The organism is Synechococcus sp. RSCCF101 (assembly GCF_008807075.1).
Lineage (GTDB): Bacteria > Cyanobacteriota > Cyanobacteriia > PCC-6307 > Cyanobiaceae > RSCCF101.
Genome location: NZ_CP035632.1, coordinates 2,191,856 through 2,211,988 on the forward strand (window position 1 = coordinate 2,191,856; position 20,133 = coordinate 2,211,988).

General features: G+C 69.4%; 14 protein-coding genes and 1 pseudogene. 4 read left to right on the forward strand and 11 right to left on the reverse strand.

Going from position 1 to position 20,133, the window contains the following annotated elements; all coding sequences use genetic code 11:
* The first annotated feature begins 8 nt into the window (after window positions 1-8).
* Window positions 9-2,174 carry a molybdopterin oxidoreductase family protein gene (locus EVJ50_RS10695; RefSeq protein WP_150883932.1) on the forward strand — a complete coding sequence of 722 codons (2,166 nt, stop codon included), beginning with the start codon at window positions 9-11 and terminating at the stop codon, window positions 2,172-2,174.
* On the opposite strand, the gene EVJ50_RS10700 is transcribed toward EVJ50_RS10695, so the two are convergent.
* Window positions 2,128-2,610 (reverse strand): nitrate reductase associated protein, encoded by a 483-nt coding sequence (locus tag EVJ50_RS10700; protein ID WP_150883933.1) that lies wholly within the window; start codon window positions 2,608-2,610, stop codon window positions 2,128-2,130. The two genes, EVJ50_RS10695 and EVJ50_RS10700, sit on opposite strands and share 47 nt — an antisense overlap.
* Complete coding sequence (locus EVJ50_RS10705) at window positions 2,610-3,746, reverse strand: anthranilate phosphoribosyltransferase family protein (protein WP_150883934.1); 1,137 nt, start codon at window positions 3,744-3,746, stop codon at window positions 2,610-2,612. Before EVJ50_RS10705 ends, EVJ50_RS10700 begins: the two co-directional genes overlap by 1 nt.
* Window positions 3,747-3,881: 135 nt before the next feature.
* On the opposite strand from EVJ50_RS10705, the gene cynS reads away from it, so the two are divergent.
* Window positions 3,882-4,334 carry a cyanase gene (cynS, locus tag EVJ50_RS10710; RefSeq protein WP_150883935.1) on the forward strand — a complete coding sequence of 151 codons (453 nt, stop codon included), beginning with the start codon at window positions 3,882-3,884 and terminating at the stop codon, window positions 4,332-4,334.
* Between the two features lie 36 nt (window positions 4,335-4,370).
* Here cynS and EVJ50_RS10715 read toward each other — a convergent pair whose 3' ends face one another.
* The 3 genes from EVJ50_RS10715 to EVJ50_RS10725 form a co-directional block, all read right to left on the reverse strand.
* A complete protein-coding gene (locus tag EVJ50_RS10715) occupies window positions 4,371-5,225 on the reverse strand; it encodes a hypothetical protein (protein WP_150883936.1) in 855 nt (284 codons plus the stop codon).
* A 111-nt stretch (window positions 5,226-5,336) separates the two neighbouring features.
* The gene (locus tag EVJ50_RS10720; protein ID WP_150883937.1) at window positions 5,337-6,218 is read right to left on the reverse strand and encodes a formate/nitrite transporter family protein; all 882 of its coding nucleotides are present in this window, start codon (window positions 6,216-6,218) and stop codon (window positions 5,337-5,339) included.
* Between the two features lie 75 nt (window positions 6,219-6,293).
* A complete protein-coding gene (locus EVJ50_RS10725) occupies window positions 6,294-7,847 on the reverse strand; it encodes a ferredoxin--nitrite reductase (protein WP_150883938.1) in 1,554 nt (517 codons plus the stop codon).
* Between the two features lie 507 nt (window positions 7,848-8,354).
* Between EVJ50_RS10725 and EVJ50_RS10735 the strand changes: the two genes are divergently transcribed.
* Window positions 8,355-9,083, forward strand: a complete 729-nt coding sequence (locus EVJ50_RS10735; RefSeq protein ID WP_225322902.1) for a CbiX/SirB N-terminal domain-containing protein — start codon at window positions 8,355-8,357, stop codon at window positions 9,081-9,083.
* A pseudogene (cobA, locus tag EVJ50_RS10740) lies at window positions 9,080-9,876 on the forward strand (uroporphyrinogen-III C-methyltransferase). The gene EVJ50_RS10735 and the pseudogene cobA overlap by 4 nt, the downstream one beginning before the upstream one ends.
* Window positions 9,877-9,934: 58 nt before the next feature.
* Here cobA and EVJ50_RS10745 read toward each other — a convergent pair.
* The 6 genes from EVJ50_RS10745 to EVJ50_RS10770 form a co-directional block, all read right to left on the reverse strand.
* Complete coding sequence (locus EVJ50_RS10745; protein WP_191964746.1) at window positions 9,935-11,854, reverse strand: GGDEF domain-containing phosphodiesterase; 1,920 nt, start codon at window positions 11,852-11,854, stop codon at window positions 9,935-9,937.
* A gap of 130 nt (window positions 11,855-11,984) precedes the next feature.
* Entirely contained in the window at window positions 11,985-14,444 is a 2,460-nt protein-coding gene (locus EVJ50_RS10750) for a glycogen/starch/alpha-glucan phosphorylase (RefSeq protein ID WP_150883941.1), read from the reverse strand.
* Window positions 14,445-14,677: 233 nt separating this feature from the next.
* On the reverse strand, window positions 14,678-16,768 hold the full coding sequence (locus EVJ50_RS10755) for a transglutaminase family protein (protein WP_150883942.1): 2,091 nt from the start codon (window positions 16,766-16,768) through the stop codon (window positions 14,678-14,680).
* Window positions 16,765-17,655: a transglutaminase family protein gene (locus EVJ50_RS10760; RefSeq protein WP_150883943.1), complete on the reverse strand. Its 891-nt coding sequence runs from the start codon at window positions 17,653-17,655 to the stop codon at window positions 16,765-16,767. Before EVJ50_RS10760 ends, EVJ50_RS10755 begins: the two co-directional genes overlap by 4 nt.
* Entirely contained in the window at window positions 17,640-18,623 is a 984-nt protein-coding gene (locus EVJ50_RS10765) for an alpha-E domain-containing protein (RefSeq protein ID WP_150883944.1), read from the reverse strand. Before EVJ50_RS10765 ends, EVJ50_RS10760 begins: the two co-directional genes overlap by 16 nt.
* Complete coding sequence (locus tag EVJ50_RS10770) at window positions 18,623-20,056, reverse strand: circularly permuted type 2 ATP-grasp protein (RefSeq protein WP_150883945.1); 1,434 nt, start codon at window positions 20,054-20,056, stop codon at window positions 18,623-18,625. Before EVJ50_RS10770 ends, EVJ50_RS10765 begins: the two co-directional genes overlap by 1 nt.
* Between the last annotated feature and the right edge of the window lie 77 nt (window positions 20,057-20,133).

Here is a 20,133-nt window from a genome sequence, read left to right on the forward strand (position 1 = left end):
GACCCGCCATGCCTGACGCCCCCGCGCCCCGCTCCCAGTGCCCCTACTGCGGAGTGGGCTGTGGCCTCGAGCTGCTTCCGCCCGCCGCCAAGGGGCGGGCGACGCGGCGGGCCGAGGACGGAACACCGATCTGGGGCGCCCGCGGGGACCGGGCCCACCCCTCCACGGCGGGTCAGGTGTGTGTGAAGGGGGCCACGGTCACCCAGACCCTGGATGGGGAGCGGCTGCGGCAGCCGCTCTACCGATCCAGCCTCGATGAGCCGTTCCAGCCCGTGAGCTGGGAGCAGGCGATCGATCGGATCGTGGACCAGCTGCAGCGGACCCTCGCCAGCAAGGGGCCCGAGGCCATCGCCGCCTACGGCTCCGGTCAGTTCCACACCGAGGACTACTACCTGGCCCAGAAGCTGTTCAAGGGAGCGCTGGGCACCAACAATTTCGATGCCAACTCCCGCTTGTGCATGAGTTCGGCCGTGGCCGGCTACGCCCGCAGCCTCGGCTCCGACGGACCTCCCTGCTGTTACGAGGATCTCGACCTCTGCGATGCGGCCTTCCTGGTCGGCACGAACACCGCCGAGTGCCATCCGGTGCTGTTCCAGCGCCTGATCAAGCGGCGGCGCGGCCTGCTGACGGCGTCCGGTCCGAAGCTGGTGGTGGTGGATCCGCGCCGCACCGAAACCGCCCGCGCCGCCGATCTGCACCTGGCGATCCGCCCCGGTACCGATCTGGTGCTGCTGCACGGCCTGGCCCATCTGCTGCTGCGCCAGTCCTCGGTCGACTACGAGTTCCTGGAGAACGCCACCGAGGGCTTCTTCAGCTACGCCCGCCTGGTGCAGGAGTGGACCCCCCGGCGCGTCGCCCGGCTCTGCGGCATCCGGGAGAAGGATCTGCGCGAGGCGGCGCGGATCTGGGCCCGCTCCAAGGCGGTGCTCAGCCTCTGGTCGATGGGGGTGAACCAGTCCGTGGAGGGCACCGCCACGGTGGCCGGACTGATCAATCTGCACCTGCTGACCGGCCAGATCTGCGGTCCGGGCTGCGGTCCGTTCTCCCTCACCGGCCAGCCCAACGCGATGGGAGGCCGGGAAGCCGGCGGCCTCAGCCACCTGCTGCCCGGCTACCGGAGCGTCGGGGACGCCGAGCACCGGCGCCAGCTGGAGCAGGCCTGGGGGCTGCCTGAAGGCCAGATCGCCTCCAGCCCGGGCCTGAGCGCCTGGCAGCAGGTGGAGGCCATGGCCGAGGGCCGGCTCGATGTCTGGTGGGTGGCCGCCACCAATCCGCTGGTGAGCATGCCGAATCTCGAGCGGGTGCGGCAGGCGATGCGCCGCTGCCCTCTGGTGATCGTGAGCGATGCCTATGCCGGCACCGAGACGGCGGCCTTCGCCCACCTGGTGCTGCCGGCGGCCCAGTGGAGCGAGAAGGAGGGGGTGATGACCAACTCCGAGCGCCGGGTCACCCTCTGCCCGGCCTTCCGGCCGGCCCCCGGCGCCGCCCGCCCCGACTGGCAGGTGTTCGCCGAGGTGGGTCGGCGGCTGGGATACGAGGAGCAGTTCAGCTACGGCTCCGCCGCGGAGGTGTACGACGAGTTCGCCGCCCTCACCGCCGGACGGCTCTGTGATGTGTCGGGGCTGAGCCATGGGCTGCTGCGCGAGCAGGGCCCGCAGCAGTGGCCCCATCCCCGCGGCGCCGAACCCTCCAGCGGCTCCAGCCGCCTCTACGGCGACGCCGTGTTTCCCACCCCGACGGGCCGGGCCCGGCTCATCGCCGAGCAGCCCATGGGGCTGGCGGAGCCTCCGGATGACGACTATCCCCTGGTGCTCACCGTCGGCCGCTATCTGGGCCACTGGCACACCATGACCCGCACCCGCCAGGTGCCACGCCTGCAGGGGATGCATCCGCAGCCGCTGCTGGAGATCCATCCGGAGGATGCCCGGAAGGTGGGCCTCGCCGACGGTGCGCTGGCCTGCATCCGTTCCCGCCGCGGATCGCTCACCGCCGTCGCCTCGCTCGATGAGCGCATCCGTCCCGGGCTGGTGTTCCTGCCGATGCACTGGGGGGCCAGCCAGGAGACACCGTGCGAGGCCAATGCCCTGATGCACGAGCAGGCCTGCCCCCGCTCCGGTCAGCCCGAGCTCAAGGCGGCGGCGGTTCAGGTGCTGCCGGCGGCAGAAACTCCCTGAGGGCAGGTCCGAGATTGTGGTGGTCGTGGCCCGGGCGGGCCAGCTTGCAGAGCGCGAAGCGCTGCAGCTCCGTCAACTGCTGCCAGTCCTGATCGCCGATGACTTCGCCGCAGGTCGAGGCGGAGCTCCGCACCCAGTCCGGCACGGTCTGCTCCTGCTGCCAGGGCTCGGCCTTCGCCGGGGGGAGATCCCTGGCCTGCCCATCGGCCAGACAGGCGGTGCGCTCTCTGAGGAAGGCCCGCAGCTCCTGCAGCGACGCAGGGGAGTCGTCCCAGTCCACCAGCCTCTGGCGCTCCTCCCGGGGCAGCTCGATCCAGTGGCCCAGCTTGAGCTTCACCCCGGCCAGATCCAGCTTGCGCCGCAGGCAGAGGGGGATGCAGCGCCAGCCGGAGACGAAGTCGAGCTCGAAGGCGAAGCAGTGGCTGGCCTGATCCATCAGCTCTCGACCAGGCTCTGCCGCCAGGAGCGCAGGGCCCCCAGGGTGGCGAGCGGGGCGCCCCCACCGATCAGGGCCCGCGCCTGCTCCAGGGCCTGCTCCAGAGGCTGCAGGGGGTTGCTGAAGGCGAGATAGCAGGCCGCGTTCCAGAGCAATGGCAGGGCCAGTGGGCCCTCTCCCTGGAGGGCGGCCTGGGCCATGGCCGTCCAGGTCTCCGCGTCAGTCCAGCCGGGTTCGGGGGCGAAGCAGCCGTGGTCGCGCGGGTGGAGGATGCGGCGCTCGCTGCGGCCGTCCCGCACCGTGGCCGTGACGCAGGCCCGGCTGGTGGGCAGGTCGGTGCTGCCCTCCAGGCCCTTCACCGTGACCAGATCGCGTTCGCCGGCCAGCGCCAGGGCCTGCCAGGCCCGGGCCTCGGTGGGGGGATGCACAAAGCCGCTCACCAGCAGGTGGGGGCCCTGATGGGCGCTCCAGAGCAGCTCCAGGCTGGCCACGGGCGGGCGTTTGCCCAGATCCTCCCGGTAGGGGATCAGCTCCTCGGCCAGCGGGAAGTGATCCGGCTGATGCAGCAGCGCCAGGCCGTTGCGGTTGAAGCCCTCCTGCACCCGCTCCAGCGGCAGACCGGTCAGCTCCAGCCCGAGGGCCGCGAACAGCTCGGCCGCCGTGACCCCGTATTTCACGGGCATGCGCCCGGCCCCCTGCAGCACCACCGGCCGGCCGGCGCTGAGCAGCACCAGGGTGGTGAGGGGATAGATGGCTGCCGTGCGGCTGCGGCCGTCGAAGGGCATGCCGAAACAGATCGGCGGCCCCGCCCAGCCGGTGGCCTGATCCTCGGCTGTCGGTCCTGTCAGGACGGGCCCGAAGCGCCGGTAGGTGTCGAGCATGCCGGCGAGCTCCTGGGGTTCCGGGCGGCGGATGCGGTGGGCGATCAGGAAGGCCCCGATCTGGGCCGGACTGGCCGCCGCGGTGAGCATCAGCTCCATCGCCTCGGCGGCCTCCTCGCGGCTGAGGCCCTTGCTGGTGTGCTCGCCGCTGCCGATCTTGCGGATCAGCGCCTTGAAGCGTTCCCGTCCCTCCCGTTCCGGTGTGACGGGGGAAGCGCCGCCTCGATCCGCGATCGCCGTTGCTGAGCTGACCATGACCCGATTGCCTCGCTGCAACTGCACGCCCCTCGTTGCAGCATCCTGAGCCAGAGCACAGACCTTTGTAACGGTTGATGCCGTGCGGGACGCCGGACTGGTCAACACTCGCGCCCGCACGCTTCATGTTTTGTCATGCCGACTCCTGCCCCGACGGGAACCACCGCCGCCCTCCTGGCGGCCAAGAAGGCCAAGGGGCTCACCTTCACCCAGATCGGCGAGGCGATGGGCCGCAACGACGTGTGGGTGGCATCGCTCTTCTACCGCCAGGCCACCGCGTCGGCCGAGGAGGCTGCCACCCTCACAGGGCTGCTGGGCCTGGATGCGGCCGTGGCGGAGGAGCTGCAGGAGTTCCCCACCAAGGGCTCCCTGGAGCCGGTGATTCCCACCGATCCGCTGATCTACCGCTTCTACGAGATCATGCAGGTCTATGGAATGCCGATGAAGGATGTGATCCAGGAGAAGTTCGGTGACGGCATCATGAGCGCCATCGATTTCACCCTCGAAGTCGACAAGGAAGCCAACCCCTCCGGCGATCGGGTCAAGATCACCATGTGCGGCAAGTTCCTGCCCTACAAGAAGTGGTGAGCTGAGCCGCTCGCCCGGGCTGGCGCGATCACCGCGTCAGCCCGGGCGGCTCAACAATCGCTCGGCCCGGGCAGGGTCGAGCACGCCCGCGGCCCGGGCCTCAGCGAGCGCCTCACGCATCCGCTCGCGGTGGCGGAACTGGCTCTGGATCTGCCGGTCCAGGGCCCGTTGCCCCGCCTGATCATTCACCCGCCCGATCAACCCGATCAGGGCCAGGGCGCTCGCTTCGCTGCCGATGCAGCCGAGGGCCTCGAGAGCGGCCTCCAGCACCGGCGGCACCGGCTCATCGGCTGCAATCTGGGCGATGGTCTCCACCACCGCCGCGTCGCTGCGTCGCTGCAGCAGTCGCAGGCCCGCCACCACCACCTCAGGGCGGGGATCGGCGAGCACCGGGGCGCAGAGATCCAGCAGCGCGTCGCTGGAGTGGTGGTGCACCTGAAACTGCAGCAGCTCCAGGGCGGCGAGCCGCGCGGTGCGCTCGGCCCGCTGCAGCCCCGCTGCGATCAGCTCCGGGTCCACCTGTGCGCCCCAGCAGCGCAGGGAGGCCAGCAGCTCCGCCGCCCCCGGTGCTGATTCGTTCGCCTGCCACCACTGCAGCAGCTGATCCCGGGCGCCGGGGTGGCGGGTCATGCCCATGGCCCGAACCAGGGCCGGCTCCGGGCCGAAGCGCTCGACAAGTTCCTGCAGCAGGGGCCAGGCGTCCGGACCCTGGCAGCCCAGACGTTCGGCCAGCACCTGCCGCAGGGACGGGCTGGCCGTCTGGCCGTAGGCCGCCGTCAGTTCGCTTCGGCTCAGGGGATCGCGCCTGCCCCGGCCCAGCCGCTCCCAGAGGGCCGCATCCCGCTCCTCGGAGGGTTCCGCATGCATGGGGTCGGACAGGGGCAGGGGCATGGCGGGAGGATGAATCAACAGAACAGCCCCGACCGGCCTCGGGGGCAGGACGGGGCTGTGAGTGACGGGCAGCGGCGGCTGGCCACCGCTGCCCCCGGAAGGGAGAGGCGATCAGCGGGCGCCGAGTTCGGCGGCCAGCTCGCGCTCGAGCTTCTCGTCATGCACGGCGGGCAGCACGTTGTCGGCCGGGGTCTTGTGGGTGCCGTAGAAGAGCATGCCGATGAACACCATGCCTCCGACGATGTTACCAGCGGTGACCGGCAGGAAGTTCCAGAAGATCGTGCTGCCGTAGTTCACTCCTGAACCCAGCATGGGGCCGGTGGTGTGCAGGAACATGTTCACCACGATGTGCTCCATGCCCAGCGCCTGGAAGGCGGTGATCGGAAGCCAGCAGGCAAGGATCTTGCCGGGCACGCTCTTGCTGACCAGGGCCAGGGTCACACCCAGACACACCAGCCAGTTGGCGATCAGGCCGCGCAGGAAGGCGAGGAAGAAGCCCAGGGCACCGAGATTTTCATACTTGGTGATCACATTGGCCTTGTTCAGCGCGATGATCTTGTTGGCCACGGCCACCCAGTCGCCTGAACCATTGGCAAGATCGGCCGTGCCGCCGCTGGTGAGACTGATGGCGAACAGCACACCCACGGTAAAGGTGCCGAGCCAGTTGCCGATCCAGACCCAGATCCAGTTGCGGATCGTCTTGCTCCAGGTCGTCTTGCCGGCCCACACCGCCATCGGCAGCAGGGAGAAGTTCCCGGTGACCAGCTCCATGCCGAACAGCACGATGCTGGCGAAGCCGAAGGGGAAGATGAGAGACCCGATCCAGTTGATCCCGGTCTGATGCATGATCGTCAGGGCCAGGCAGAGGGCCAGCCCCAGGGCGGATCCGGAGTAGAAACCGCGAATCAGCAGGTTCTTGATGCTGACTGTGGCTTTCTTGCCGCCGGCGGCAATCATGCCGTCGACGAGCTCATTGGGAAGGACGTAATCCATCAGGGAAGGGTTGGGTGACTCGGGGGGTGAAGGGATGAGCGAGCGGCGGCGGCCCGCCGCTCGGGCGGCGGCGGCTCACATGGCTCGTGGCCGGGCGCCGTAGTGCTCGATCAGCAGGTCGCGCACCACCTGTTTGACCTCATTGGCCGGAACCTTCTTGCGGGACGACGTCCCGATCTGGGGATCGGCCCCCTGGGAGCCGCCGATGGTGATGTCGTATCCCTCGCCCAGCTCACCGTCTGCCGATTTGGCCTTGGTGCCGGTGAGGCCGATGGCCCCCATGTAGGCCTGGCCGCAGCTGTTGGGGCAGCCGGTCCAGTGGATGCGCACCTCCTCGGGCAACTCCAGCTCCCGGTCCAGCTCCCGGGCGATGCCCATGGCCGTGTCCTTGGTGTTCGTGAGGGCGAAGCCGCAGTAGGTCTTGCCGGTGCAGGACACGGTTCCGGCCGAGACGCTGCCCGGATGCATGGGGAAGCGCTGCAGCAGCGGCTCGGCGGCCAGCGCATCGCTCCGGCTTGCCGGGATGCCGGAGAGGATCACGTTCTGATCCTCCGTGAGGCGCACCTCACCATCGCCGAAGGACTCGCTCAGGGCGGCGAGATCCTGCAGGTCCACGGCCTTGAGGCGACCCACCGGCACGTGCAGGCCGGCGTAGAGCAGGCCCTCCTGCTTCTGGGGATGCAGACCCAGATGCTGCCTGGGCGTGGCATCGAACACCGAGCCCGGGTCCTCCGCCAGCGGCCCGAATCGCTCGACCACCTGGGCGCGGAAGGCCTCGATCCCCAGACCATCGAGGTAGAAGCGGAAGCGACCTTTGGGGCGGTTCTTGCGCTCGCCGTGGTCGCGCCAGAGGCCGATCACCGCATCGGTGAGCCGGCAGATCTCGTGAGGGGGCACCCAGGCATTGAGAGGCAGGGCGTAGGCGTTCATCTGGGAGGAGAGGATGCCGCCCACCCAGACGCCGAATCCCATCACGCCGTCGCGTTCCACGGGGTGGAAGACGATGTCGTTGTGCAGAAGGAAGTTGTCTTTGGAACCGGCCACGGCGGTGTTCCACTTGCGCGGCAGATTCGAGAAGCTGCGGTTGCCCTTGCCGCTGCCCACCAGGAAGTCCTGCAGCTCCTGGGTGTAGGGCCGGGTGTCGACGATCTCGTGCGGATCGATGCCGGCCAGCGGGTTGCCGGTGACGTTGCGGGGATTGTCGAAGCCGGACTGAATCGAGGTGAGGCCCACCTCTTTCAGGCGCTCCAGGATTTCGGGGAAGTCCTCGAGAAGCACACCCCTCAGCTGCAGGTTCTGGCGCGTGGTGATGTCGCAGCTGCCGTCGCTGCCATAGCGGGCCACGATCGAGGCCACGGCCCGCAGCTGCTCGGAGCTGATGATCCCGTTGGGCACCCGCAGGCGCAGCATGAACTGGCCGGGTGTGACCGGTCGCCAGAACAGGCCGAACCACTTGAGGCGCAGCTGCAAATCGGTCTCATCGATGGCCTGCCAGCCCGCCTGGGCGAAGCGCTCGAGGTCGCCGGCCAGATCGAGTCCGTCGCGGGCGGCCTTGTTCTGCTCCACCTTGTTGAGGGTCTTGCCCTCGAGGTAGGGAGCCAGAGGTCGATTGCCGGCGGTGGTGGTCATGAAGGCGCTGGATGCGGGGATGAAACGCCTCACCTGGAGGCGCCGGGACGTGATCACTGCAGCGGCATGGCAAGCCATGCAGGAGGGGCAAGAGCCCTGGAGCCATTCCCGAGCGCGGCGAAACCGTCAGCGCGCCATGGGTCGTACGGGGTCATCGCGGTTCAAAGAAAGCGCGTCGATGACGGAGGTATTAACTCTTGTTTCCGGATCAGCCGGAGTAGCCGTCGCTACGCAGCGGCTTTGGCTATCGCTCAGTGGCCTCTGCCGATCTCGCCGATCCAGCGGACGGCGCCGGTCCGTAACATCTGCCACACGACCGTCATGGCCGAGAAATCACGCTGCAGATCCGTGGTCTGACGGAGCTCGGCGGCCTCCGGTCGCCGCTGGCCGGCCCTGACGCCGGCCCGGCCCGTTCCCTCTGAGCGGGGCCTGCGACTGGACCGTGGAAGCTGGCGAGGAGAACGTGGCATGCACCTGGTGGGAACGACAGCGGACGCGACCCCGCGAATGGACGAGCGGCTGCTGAGTTCATCAGGCCGTCCGCCCGGGCATCCGTGGCTGTTGTTACAGGATGGTCCCCGGCTCGCGCCGGGCCATCCGCTGCTGCTGGTGGTGCACGGCAGGGAAGGCGGTCATGTGCCGGAGGGCATCGAGCGCTTCGCCTCCGATCTGGCCGGCCGGCGCCGGGCCCCGGTGCGCGTGCAGGCCCTCACGGCCGATGTCGTGGAGGACGGCGCCCGTCACCCCTGCCTCTGGCTGGCTCCCCTGCTGCTGCTGCCCGGCAGCCATGTGCGCAGCGACATCCCCGCCATCGCCCGCCGCCTGCAGCGCGATGGCCACGGCGTGCGCCGGCTCCCCTTCCTCGGCGCCTGGCCGGAGCTGCTTCGGATGATGCGCGAGTGGGTGGAGCGGGAACGGGCCAACGGCCGCCGCACGGTGCTGGTGCACCATCCGCTGCGGCCCGGGCTGGCCCGGCGACACCTCACCACCCTGCAGCGCCGGCTGGGGGCGGAGCTGCTGCCGGCGGATCAGCTTCGCCACTACACTCCGGCCCATCGCTCGGCAGCCCTGCCCCTGGCCCTGGCGGCCAACCGCATGAGCGACTCGCTGCAGCACCGGCTCAGGCCCCATCCGCCGACAGGCTGCACCACGGATTTCGAGCACGTCTTCCCGCCCCTTCTCGACGACCCCCGTTGCCGGACCCTGCTTCTCCGTCTGCTGAGCGCCCTCCCCTGAACGGACGCGGCACCGGCACCGTGTATCTCGTGGGCGCCGGTCCAGGGGATCCGGATCTGCTCACCCTCAGGGCCCATCAACTGCTCAGCCGCTGCGATGCCCTGGTGCACGACGCGCTGGTGCCCGAGGCCCTGCTCCAGCTCACGCCGGCCCACTGCGAGCGCCATTTCGTGGGCAAGCGGCGCGGTCACCATTCCGTTCCCCAGCCCTCCACCAATTCGGTGCTGGTGGATCTGGCCGGACGCCACCGCTGCGTGGTGCGGCTCAAGGGGGGGATCCCTTCCTCTTCGGTCGTGGTGGGGAGGAGGCGGCCCACCTCCAGGCCCATGGCATCGCGGTGGAGGTGGTGCCCGGCGTCACCGCCGGCATCGCCGCTCCGGCCTACATCGGCATCCCGGTCACCCATCGCCATGCCGGCTCATCGATCACCTTCGTGACCGGACACGAGGAGGTCGACAAGGCCCGGCCCGGAGTCGACTGGCGCGGACTGGCCCGGGCCAGCGACGGCCTGGTGATCTACATGGGCCTCCACAACCTGGCCCGCATCTGCGAGGAGCTGATGGCCGGTGGCCTGGCACCTGCCACTCCGGCCGCCGTGATCCAGCAGGGCACGGTGGCGGGCCAGCGTCACCTGATCGCGGCTCTCGGCGCCCTGGCGGAGGAGGCCCGCCGGCAGCACTTTCAGTCGCCGGCGATCGTGGTGATCGGCGAGGTGGTGGCCCGGCGGGTGGAACACTGCGCGCCGCAGCCGGCGGCGGTGACCATGCCGATTCCGATCCCGCTGCCGCTCTGAGGCCTCCGCACCAGACAGGCCGGCCCCCCTCGGCTCTGCTCAGTCGCCCACGCGTTTGTCAGTCGAAGAAGCGCTTCCGCAGGCTCGTCAGCCGGCGCCGAAGGGCCACCAGCAGGGAGAAGACGCGGCCATCACGCTCCATCCGGAAGGAACGCTGCCGTTTGTGATTGGCCCGGGTGAAGGCCACGGCCTCGGTGATCGGGATCGGCCGTGCGAACAGGTAGCCCTGGCCGGTGCGGAATCCGTGCCGGATCAGCCAGGTGCGCTGACTCTCGGTTTCCACACCCTCGGCAGTGGCATGCAGACGCATGGTGGAGCCGATGGCGAACATCGCATCGAGCAGGCGGTTGCTGGGCCGCTCCTCCTCGTTGATCCGCTGCACGAAGCTGCCGTCGATCTTGATCGTGCTGAAGGGGAAGTGATGCAGACGGCTGAGGGAGGAATAGCCGGTGCCGAAGTCATCGATGGCGATCTTCACCCCCAGTTGCTTGAGGTGGTGCATGAACTCCTCGAAGTCCTCCTCGAGTTGCTTGAAGTTGTCCTCGATCAGCTCCACCTGCAGGATCCAGTGCGGGTGCAGGGGTGTGGTGTTGAGCAGATCGAGCAGGCGCTGCCGCAGCCTCGGCGTGGTGAGCAGATCGCCGGAGAGGTTGACACTCAGTAGCAGCCGCTCCTTGACGCTGCCGCAGGCGAAATGGTGGGTGGCCTGGATCGCCTTCTCGATCACCTGCAGATCCATTTCGCCGGTGAGGCCGATGCGGCCGGCGGTGGCCAGGAACGCACCGGGGGTGCGCAGTTGGTTGTTCTCGTCGCGCCAGCGCACGAGGCATTCGAAGCCCACCACCCGGCCGGTGCGCAGGTTGATGATCGGCTGGAAGAAGGGCAGAAAGCCGCTGTGCTGCAGGGTCTTGCGCAGGCTCGTCTCCAGGTCGTATTCCCCCTTCTTGCGCAGGACCTCGCCCCGGTCGACAAAGCGGAAGTGGCTGCCCCGGGTGTTGCTTCTGCGGGCTTCCTGCAGGGCGATGGCCGCATCGGCCAGCAGGGTGTCGCTGCTGTCGTAATCGCCGGTGCAGGGGGCGATGCCGATGGCGGCGGTGGTGCCGATCAGCCGCCCCTCGAACTGCATGGCCTCATCGAAGAGGGCCGTGAGCTGGCTCCCCAGTTGTGTCAGCGGCTCTCGCTCGGAGCGGCCGGGCAGGAGCACCAGCAGCTCCGACTCGCCGTACTGGCAGGCCCGGGCCGATCCGGGCAGGGAGTTGAGCAGTCGCTCGGCGGCCAGCTTGATCACCTGCTCGCTCATGGCCTGGCCCAGGGCCAGGGTGATCTCGGGCAGCTCGCGCAGTTCCAGCCGCAGCAGGGTGAAGCTCACACCACCACGCTGCAGCAGCAGCTGCTCCAGCAGATCGATCAGTTGCTGGCGCTCGTACCAGCGCCCCGGCACCGACTGGGCCACCACCGGGCCGGGGTCCTCACCGGTCCCCGGGACGGCTTCGCGGCGGGCTGGTTTGGCCTGGCCCAGCTCCCGTTCCAGTTGCAGCAGCAGGCGCCGCAGCAGGGTGTCCTGCTCGGGAGACAGTCGGATCGGGCCTTCCGCAGCCGCCTTGTCCGGCAGCAGGGTCAGGTGGGCGGAGGGTTCGCTCGCACCGGGCTCGGTGAGGGGAAAACTGTCCGGCCGTGTCGAGCCGGGAGTGCCCAGCCTGGCGATGGCGCTCTCGACCCGATCGATCGGTCCGGCGCTGGCCAGCAGCATCGGCTGACTGTGGCTGTCCGCGCTCCAGAGCAGGGCGGCGGCCACGCCGCCGATCTCGCGCGCCATCTCGCAGAGGTTGTCGAGGGCACGGCGCTGGTCCGCATCCAGCTGATCAAGCGAGAGGCCGGCCTCGGGCTGCGGCGATCGGCGTCTGGCCGCTCCGTTGGCGGCCGGGTCCATCACACCGGGACGCCGGGGAAGGTCGCTCCGGCCCGGATCGACCGTCATGGAGTGGGGGCCGCGAGGGACAGGGGTGGGCACCGGCGGAGCGAACCGGGCCGGGGGGCGTCTGTCAAGCGTAGATAGATCCTCCCGGCCTGACCAGTCCGGCCGCTGCGGCCGTGGGGCCGCTGGCCGCTCACGGATGGCCGCTGCCCAGCTCCGGCACCTGACAGGCATCCACCGGAGCGGCGGACACCTTCCAGATGCGGGAGGCGTACTCGCTGATCGAGCGGTCGCTGCTGAAGAAGCCGCAGCGGGCGGCATTGAGGATCGACATCCGCGTCCAGCGGTCCCGGTCGTGCCAGGCGTCGTCGACGCGCTGCTGGGCCTCGCGGTAGGCCGCCAGATCGGCGATCACCTTGAAGGGGTCGCGGTTGCAGAGGTCATCGAGCAGGGGCCGGAACAGATCGCGGTTGCCCTCGCTGAAGTGGCCCGAGTCGATCAGGTCGATGGCGGCCCTGGCCATGCCGTCCTCGTGCAGGACGGCCATCGGTGAGTAGCCGTTGCGGTCGAGGGCCAGCACCTGGTCGGTGGTGTGGCCGAAGAGGAAGAAGTTGTCCTCACCCACCCGGTCGCGGATCTCCACATTGGCGCCGTCGAGGGTGCCGATGGTGAGCGCCCCGTTGAGCGCCATCTTCATGTTGCCGGTGCCGGAGGCCTCCTTGCCGGCGGTGGAGATCTGCTCGGAGAGATCCACCGCCGGGTAGATCACCTGGGCCAGGTTCACATTGAAATTGGGCAGGAACACCACCCGCAGGCGGCCCTCCATGCGTGGATCGAGATTGACGATCTCGGCGATGCCGTTGATCAGCCGCACGATCAGCTTCGCCATGGCGTAACCGGGGGCGGCCTTGCCGGCGAAGAGGAAGGTGCGGGCCGGCAGATCCTCGCCGCTGCGGATGCGCAGGTAGCGCTCCACGATGTGCAGGGCCGCCAGATGCTGGCGCTTGTATTCGTGGATCCGCTTCACCTGCACATCGAACAGGGTGGAGGGATCCACTAGCAGGCCCTGATCGGCATGGATGCGGCGTGAAAGCTTCTGCTTCGCCTGCTCCCGGCATTCGCGCCATTCCTGCAGCAGACTCTCATCGCCGAGCTGATCCTCCAGCCGGATCAGCTGTTCGAGATCCCGGCGCCAGCCGCTGCCGATGCGGCGGTCCAGCAGCCGGCTCAGGGGCGGGTTGGAGACCAGCATCCAGCGCCGTGGTGTGACGCCGTTGGTGACGTTGGTGAAGCGCTCCGGCCAGAGCCGGTGGAAATCGGCGAACAGGTGGGAGCGCAGCAGGGAGCTGTGCAGCTCGGCCACGCCGTTCACGTGCTGGGAGCCGACCACGGCCAGATGGGCCATGCGCACTTTGCGCGAGGGATGCTCCTGGATCAGGGAGACGCGCTCCAGCAGTTCGGTGTCGCCCGGGAAGCGGATGCGCACCATGCGCAGGAAGCGGGCGTTGATGTCGTAGATGATCTGCAGATGCCGGGGCAGCAGGTCCTCGAACAGGTCGAGATCCCAGGTCTCGAGTGCCTCCGGCAGCAGGGTGTGGTTGGTGAAGTTGATCGTGGCCGTGGTCACCGACCAGGCCGTGTCCCAGTCGAGTCCGTGCTCATCGATCAGCAGCCGCATCAGCTCGGCCACGGCGATGGCCGGGTGGGTGTCGTTGAGCTGGACGGTGAACTTGCGGTGGAACTCCCGCGGCGAGAGACCCTGGCCCTTGAGGATGCGGAACATGTCCTGCAGGGAGCAGGACACGAAGAAGATCTGCTGGCTCAGGCGCAGGCGCTTGCCCTGCACCATCTCATCGTTGGGGTAGAGCACCTTGGAGATGGTCTCCGAGCGCATCTTCTGCAGCACGGCACGGGGATAGTCGCCGGCGTTGAAGCTGGCGAAATCGAAGGCTTCCGGTGCCTGGGCCGACCACAGCCGCAGGGTGTTCGCGGTGTGGATGCCGTAGCCGAGGATCGGCGTGTCGTAGGCGACGCCGATCACCGTCTGGCCGCCGATCTGCACCGGATAGGACCATTCCGGCCGCACCACCTCCCAGGGATTGCCCTTGGCCAGCCAGGCGTCGGTGGTCTCCACCTGGAAGCCGCCCTCGATGCTCTGGCGGAAGATGCCGAATTCGTAGCGGATGCCGTAGCCGATGGCCGGCAGCTGTAGGCTGGCCATCGATTCCTGGAAGCAGGCGGCCAGGCGGCCGAGGCCGCCGTTGCCCAGGCCCGGTTCCGGCTCCTCCTGCAGCAGCTCCTCCAGGCTGGTGTCGAGCTCACGGCAGGCGTCCACCGCGGCCTCGCGCAGGCCCAGCATCACGAGGTTGTTCTCCAGATGCGGGCCGAGCAGGAATTCCGCCGAGAGGTAGGAGACGGTGCGCACCGCCGATCGGGTGTAGGCCTCGGCCGTGTCGGTCCAGGTCTGCAGGAGGTGGTCCCGCACCGCCAACGCCAGGCTGCGGTACAGGTCGTGCGGGGTGGCCAGCGAGGGCGACTTGGCCTGGCTGTAGAAGAGATGCCGGCGCATGGCGTCGGCCAGGCTTCTGCCGGTGGCCGAGGCGGGATGGGAAGCGTCGCTTCCACCGGCGTCGGACGGGCTCTCGTAGGTCATGGCCTGGCTGGGTCGGCGGACGCGGGATGAGGGCAGGCGCACTGAAGGGTCCTGCCTCTCCTTCATCGTTGGTGGGGGCGGCCCCGGTGGAGCGCCTTGTTACCAAGAGAAGGCTTTTAAGGATTGGCAAGGGATTGCCACACGCCGCTCTGCCCGCCACCGGCCCGGCCAGCACTGGCGTTGCGGGCCTGTGGACGTGCCCCTCGCTCCCTGGGCCCGGAGGCGCCCGGCTGTCAGGAGCTGCTGACGCCGGCGGCCCGGCGCAGGTCGATGCAGCAGCTGCCGGGGCGCGGACGCAGGGGCTTGCGGAGCGCAGGGGCCGGATCCTCGAGGGCGCCCTGATCCAGGAAGGGCCCGTTGGGCCGCTCCATCCGGTAGCGCCGTCCCCGAGTGGCCTCCCCTCCGGCCATGGGCCAGCGCAGCTCCAGGTCGAGCGGCAGATGCACCGGCAGCAGGGGATGCAGGCAGGGGTAGAGCCGTTCGGCCCGGTAGCGGACGGCCAGAGGCGGCTGATCGAGGGGGATCGGATGCCCGTTGAGCTGCAGCTGCAGATGCTGCCGGCCGGCGGCGTTCGCCCGGATCTCGATCCGGCGGATCGAGCTGTCCACGAACCGGCTGGTGAGGCCGCCCTCCACCGGCGTGTCGCAGATCAGGGGCCAGGGTTCGAGGGCGGCGCGGATCTCCAGCTCCGCCCCCAGAGCCTCATTGCGCCAGTTCAGCAGCACCGGACAGCGCCAGTCCCACAGCTCATCGAAGGGTCCCGGCTCCAGGGCCAGTCCATCGGCCCGCAGCCGCTCCAGCACATCGCCGAGGTCCTGACGCAGCACGCTGGGCAGCAGCATCCGGTCGTGCAGGGCCTCGCCCCAGGCCTCCAGGGCCGGCGCCCGCTCGCTGTCCAGAAGGTGGGCCGCCAGGGCGGTCCAGAGCAGGGCGATGGCCGCGCTCCAGCGGGCCTGGGGGGTGGTCTCGATCGCCCGGAACTCGATCAGCCCCTGGCAGCCGGCGGTCCAGGCGGGGTTCCAGAACTTGTCGAGGCTGATCTCGCTGCGGTGGGTGTTGCCAGAGCGATCGGCCTGCAGATGGCGCAGGGTCTCACCGATCATCACCCGCTGATCCCCCTCCGGCAGGGTCAGGAGTGCCTGCTGGGCCAGTTCCAGGTCCTCCCAGCGGGCGCTGCCCTCATCGGCGCGCGGGCACTGGGAGGACGGTCCCACACTCGCGCTCCCGAATCCGTAGGAGAGGGCCGGATGCCGCTGCCAGAAGCGCAGGATCGCCGCCAGCCAGTGCGGCCGCCGGAAGAACGGGTTGCGCTCCAGGCTCGGTCCACCCCAGAGCAGGTGATTGCCGCCACCGGTGCCCGAGGCCCAGGGCTGGCCGGCCCGCCAGGACCGCAGCCCCACCGCTGCGCCCGCCTCCTCCAGCAGCTGCAGCCAGCCGGCGTAGTCCCGCCAGCGGGCGCAGACCGGCAGGTTGACCTCCAGCACGCCGGGATCGGCGGTGAGCCCCAGCACCTGCCAGCGCCCGCCCACATCGAAGGGCATCACCCCGCCCAGCCGCGGCCGGCTCCAGCCGCCGGCCAGTCCGGCGATGGCGTCCAGCAGGTCCAGCCAGGGGGCCATCGCCAGGGGCGGCAGGAAGAACTGCCAGCCGTCGGGGCCGATCTCCAGGGTGAGCACCTGCCGGGGCACCCCCTCGGGCACGCGTTGCAGGGGTAGGCGCAGTCCGGCCGGTCCCGGAGCTGGCAGCAGCAGCCGGTCCGGCTCCGGCAGGTCCCAGGGAGCGGCGGACCAGCCGCCGGGTTCGGGGTGCGGATGGGTGAGCAGAATGGCCCAGGCGCTGCGCGCCGGCTCCAGCGGATCGCGGAACCGCAGCGGCTGCAGCCGGCAGCCGAGGGCGGCGGCGAGAGCCTCCAGCAGCCGCGGACCCTCTTCGGTGCCGGGTGCCGCCGCGCCGGGCACCACCTCCGGCCAGCGGGTGAGGGCCGAGCCATCGGCCTGCCGCAGCAACCGCAGGGCCCAGCGCGGGTTGGTTTCGCCTTCGTAGACCTTGCCGGGACAGAGCAGCTGGGTGGCACCCTGCCAGGCCCGCTCCTCGATGGCGTCCGCCAGGGCGCGCGCCATGGTGAGCTTGGTGGGGCCGTCGGCGGCCACACTCCATTCGGGGCCCTCCGGCTTCAGGGGGATGTAGGTGGGCTCACCGCCCAGGGTGAGCTCCACGCCGGCGGCGGCCAGGCGCGCCTCGGCCCTGGCGGCCACCGCGTCCATCCAGCCATCGGCCCAGTCGCCCGGTTCGGGGTGCAGAGCCGGTGGAGTGGAGCCTGTCATCGGGGGGTCGCCTGGCTTTCGGGTGGGTGCATGACGCTGGCTGTGGCCTCGATCGACCAGTTCAGGCTGCTCTCCACAGCGGGCGGCCCGGAGAAGCTGCCGGACACGGCGGCCGTGAGGTGGGGCTTGGAGGAGGTCGCCAGCGTGATGTAGCGGTCGTCCACCGGGCCGCGGCCGCTGGGGTCGAAGCCGCGCCAGCCGGCCCCGGGCACGTACACCTCGGCCCAGGCATGCAGGTCATAGCGCTCCGGTGCCGGCTCCAGCAGGTGGTAGCCGCTCACGAAGCGGGCGGGCAGCCCCACGCAGCGGCAGGAGGCGATCATCAGCAGCGCCAGATCCCGGCAGGAGCCCACCCGCTCGCGCAGGGTTCGGCCGGCGGGCCAGGCCGGGCCCAGGTGGCGCTCGGTGTACTTGACCCGGTCCTGAATCATGCCGACCAGCTGCTCGAGGAACAGCAGCGACCGGTTGCTGCTGCCCATCAGGGCCTCCTGCGCCAGTTCCACGGCGGCCGGTTCGTGCTGGCCATTGGGCAGCCACCCCTCCAGGGCGCCCATCAGGTCTCCGTTCAGGTGGCCCACCGGGTAGGGCAGTTCCGGCTCGTTGTCGCTCAGGCAGTCCGCGAGCGGCGGCGGTGTGCTGGTCAGCACGTGGCTCAGGGCGCGGATCTCCAGCAGATCGGTGCTGCCGCAGAAGCGGGCCCGCAGGATCTCATCGCCGCTGGCCGCCACCAGGCTGTGGGACTGGCTCGGCTCCGGCCAGAGGCGCAGATCGAAGCTCAGCAGGCGCTGAAAGCCATGACCGCGCGGCTGCAGGCAGAGGCGATGCCGGCCCAGCTGAACCGGGGCGCTGTAGCGGTAGCGGAGGGTATGGCTTACTTGAGCATGCATGCCGGGTCGGTGGTGGTGGAGCCCGGCGAACTGGTGATGAAGTAGCGCTCGTGGATCAGGCCGTGCAGCCGGTTGAGATCCGACTGCAGCTGATCGATGGCCTCGTGCAGCCCCTGGTGGATCAGTTCGTCGATGCGCACGTAGCTCCACTTGGCCAGGGTCTGGCCGCGCAGGCACTCGAGATCGTCCGGCGGACCGGGCACCGGTCGGCGCTGGATGGCCCGCAGGGTTTCGCTGATGCCCTCGAGGCAGTAGCGCACCGCCCGGGGGAAGATCGGATCCAGCAGCAGGAAGCGGGCCACCGCCCGGGGGGTGATCGCCTGCTGTTCGGCCTTGCGGAACATGTGATACGCGCCTGCCGAGCGCAGCAGGGCGATCCACTGCAGTTCATCGAGCACCCCGCCCACCTCCTCCACCGAGGGCAGCAGCAGGTAGTACTTCACATCGAGGATGCGCGAGGTCTGGTCGGCCCGTTCGATCAGCCGACCCAGCTGGCTGAAGCGCCAGGAGAGATCACGGCTCAGGGTGGCATCGGTGATGCCGAAGAAGAGCTGGCAGCCGCGTCGGATCTCCTGCAGCCACTCCAGTTCGTGGGAGTTGCGCAGGCTGGTGCTGTCCTCGAGGCTCCAGTGCAGGTCATTAATGTGCTCCCACATCTCCGTGGTGATCACATCACGGATCTGGCGGGCGTTCTCCCGCGCCGCCGCCAGGCAGCTGACGATGCTGTTGCCGTTGCGCCGGTCCTCGACGATGAAGCGCACCACATCCTCGGCCCGTCCCTCGGGGTAGAGCCGGTCGAAGTCCTCCCGGTTGCCGCTGGCCTCCACCAGGGGCAGCCAGGGTTCAGCCGAACCCGGGGGACAGTCCAGCGCCAGCGCCTCACTCACCTCCACGAAGCGGGAGAGGTTCTCGGCGCGCTCCACGTAGCGGTTGATCCAGTAGAGCGAATCGGCGACCCGGCTGAGCATCAGTGGTCCTCCACCACCCAGGTGTCCTTGCAGCCGCCGCCCTGGGAGGAATTCACCACCAGTGAGCCCCGCCGCAGGGCCACCCGGGTCAGGCCGCCGGGGCTGACCCAGCCGCTGCGGCCCCGCAGCACATAGGGGCGCAGATCCACGTGGCAGGGATAGATCTCCCCTTCACACAGGGAGGGAACCGTGGAGAGTTCCAGCGTGGGCTGGGCGATGTAATTGCGTGGGTTGGCCTTGATGCGATCGGCGAACAGGGCGATCTCGGCCTCCGTGGCGTGGGGCCCGATGAGCATGCCGTATCCACCGGCCTCGGCCACGGATTTCACCACCAGTTCGGGGAGATGGGCCAGCACGTGCAGGCGGTCCTTCTCGTCGTCGCAGAGATAGGTGGGCACGTTCTCCAGAATCGGCTCCTCGTCGAGGTAGTAGCGGATCATCTTCGGAACGAAGGCATAGATGAGCTTGTCGTCCGCGATGCCGGTGCCCGGGGCGTTGGCGATCGCCACCCGGCCGCGGGCATAGACCTCCATCAGGCCGGGAATACCAAGCATCGAATCGGATCGGAACACCTTCGGGTCGAGGAAATCGTCATCGATGCGGCGGTAGAGCACATCCACCGCCACCGGGCCATCGGTGCTGCGCATCCAGACCCGGTCGTTCTCGCAGAACAGATCCCGCCCCTCCACGAGGGGCACGCCCATCTGCTGGGCCAGATAGCTGTGCTCGAAGTAGGCGCTGTTGAACACCCCCGGTGTCAGCACGGCCACGCGCGGTGCGTCGCTCCAGTCGCACAGCTCCTGCAGGGTCTGCAGCAGATGGGAGGGGTAATCGTCGATGGGCTGCACCCTGCGGCCCTCGAACAGGCTGGGGAAGATCCTCTTCATCACCCGCCGGTTCTCGAGGAAATAGGCCACGCCCGAGGGGCAGCGCAGGTTGTCCTCCAGAACCCGCCAGGTGCCCTCCCCGTCCCGCACCAGGTCGAGGCCCGAGATGTGGCACCAGACCCCCAGCGGTGGCTTGAAGCCCTGCATCGCGGGCCGCCAGCCCTGGGAGGTCTCCACCTCCTGGCGGGGGATCACGCCGTCGTTGAGGATCCGCTGCGGTCCGTACACGTCGGCCAGAAACCGGTCGATGGCCTCCAGCCGCTGCAGCAGACCCTTCTCCAACCGATGCCAGTCTGTCCGCCCGATCAGCCGGGGCAGGGGATCGAAGGGAAGAATCCGCTCGCCGCCCCGTTCGCCGGAGTTGTTGAGGCGGAAGGTGGCTCCCAGGCGCCGCAGCAGCCGGCTCGCGGCGGCGTGGTTGTCGACCAAACGCTCCAGGCCGATCGCCGTGAGCGAGGAGAGCAGCGGGGTGAGGGTCTGCCGGGGCTCGTCAACGCTGGCGAAGTATTCGTCGTAGCCCCTGCTGGGGGTGTAGTCGTTGAACATGTCGCCCGTGAATGAGGAGGAGGCTGCCGGGCGGGCGGCGCCTCACCCCGTGACCATGGCTACGGAATGCCGGCATG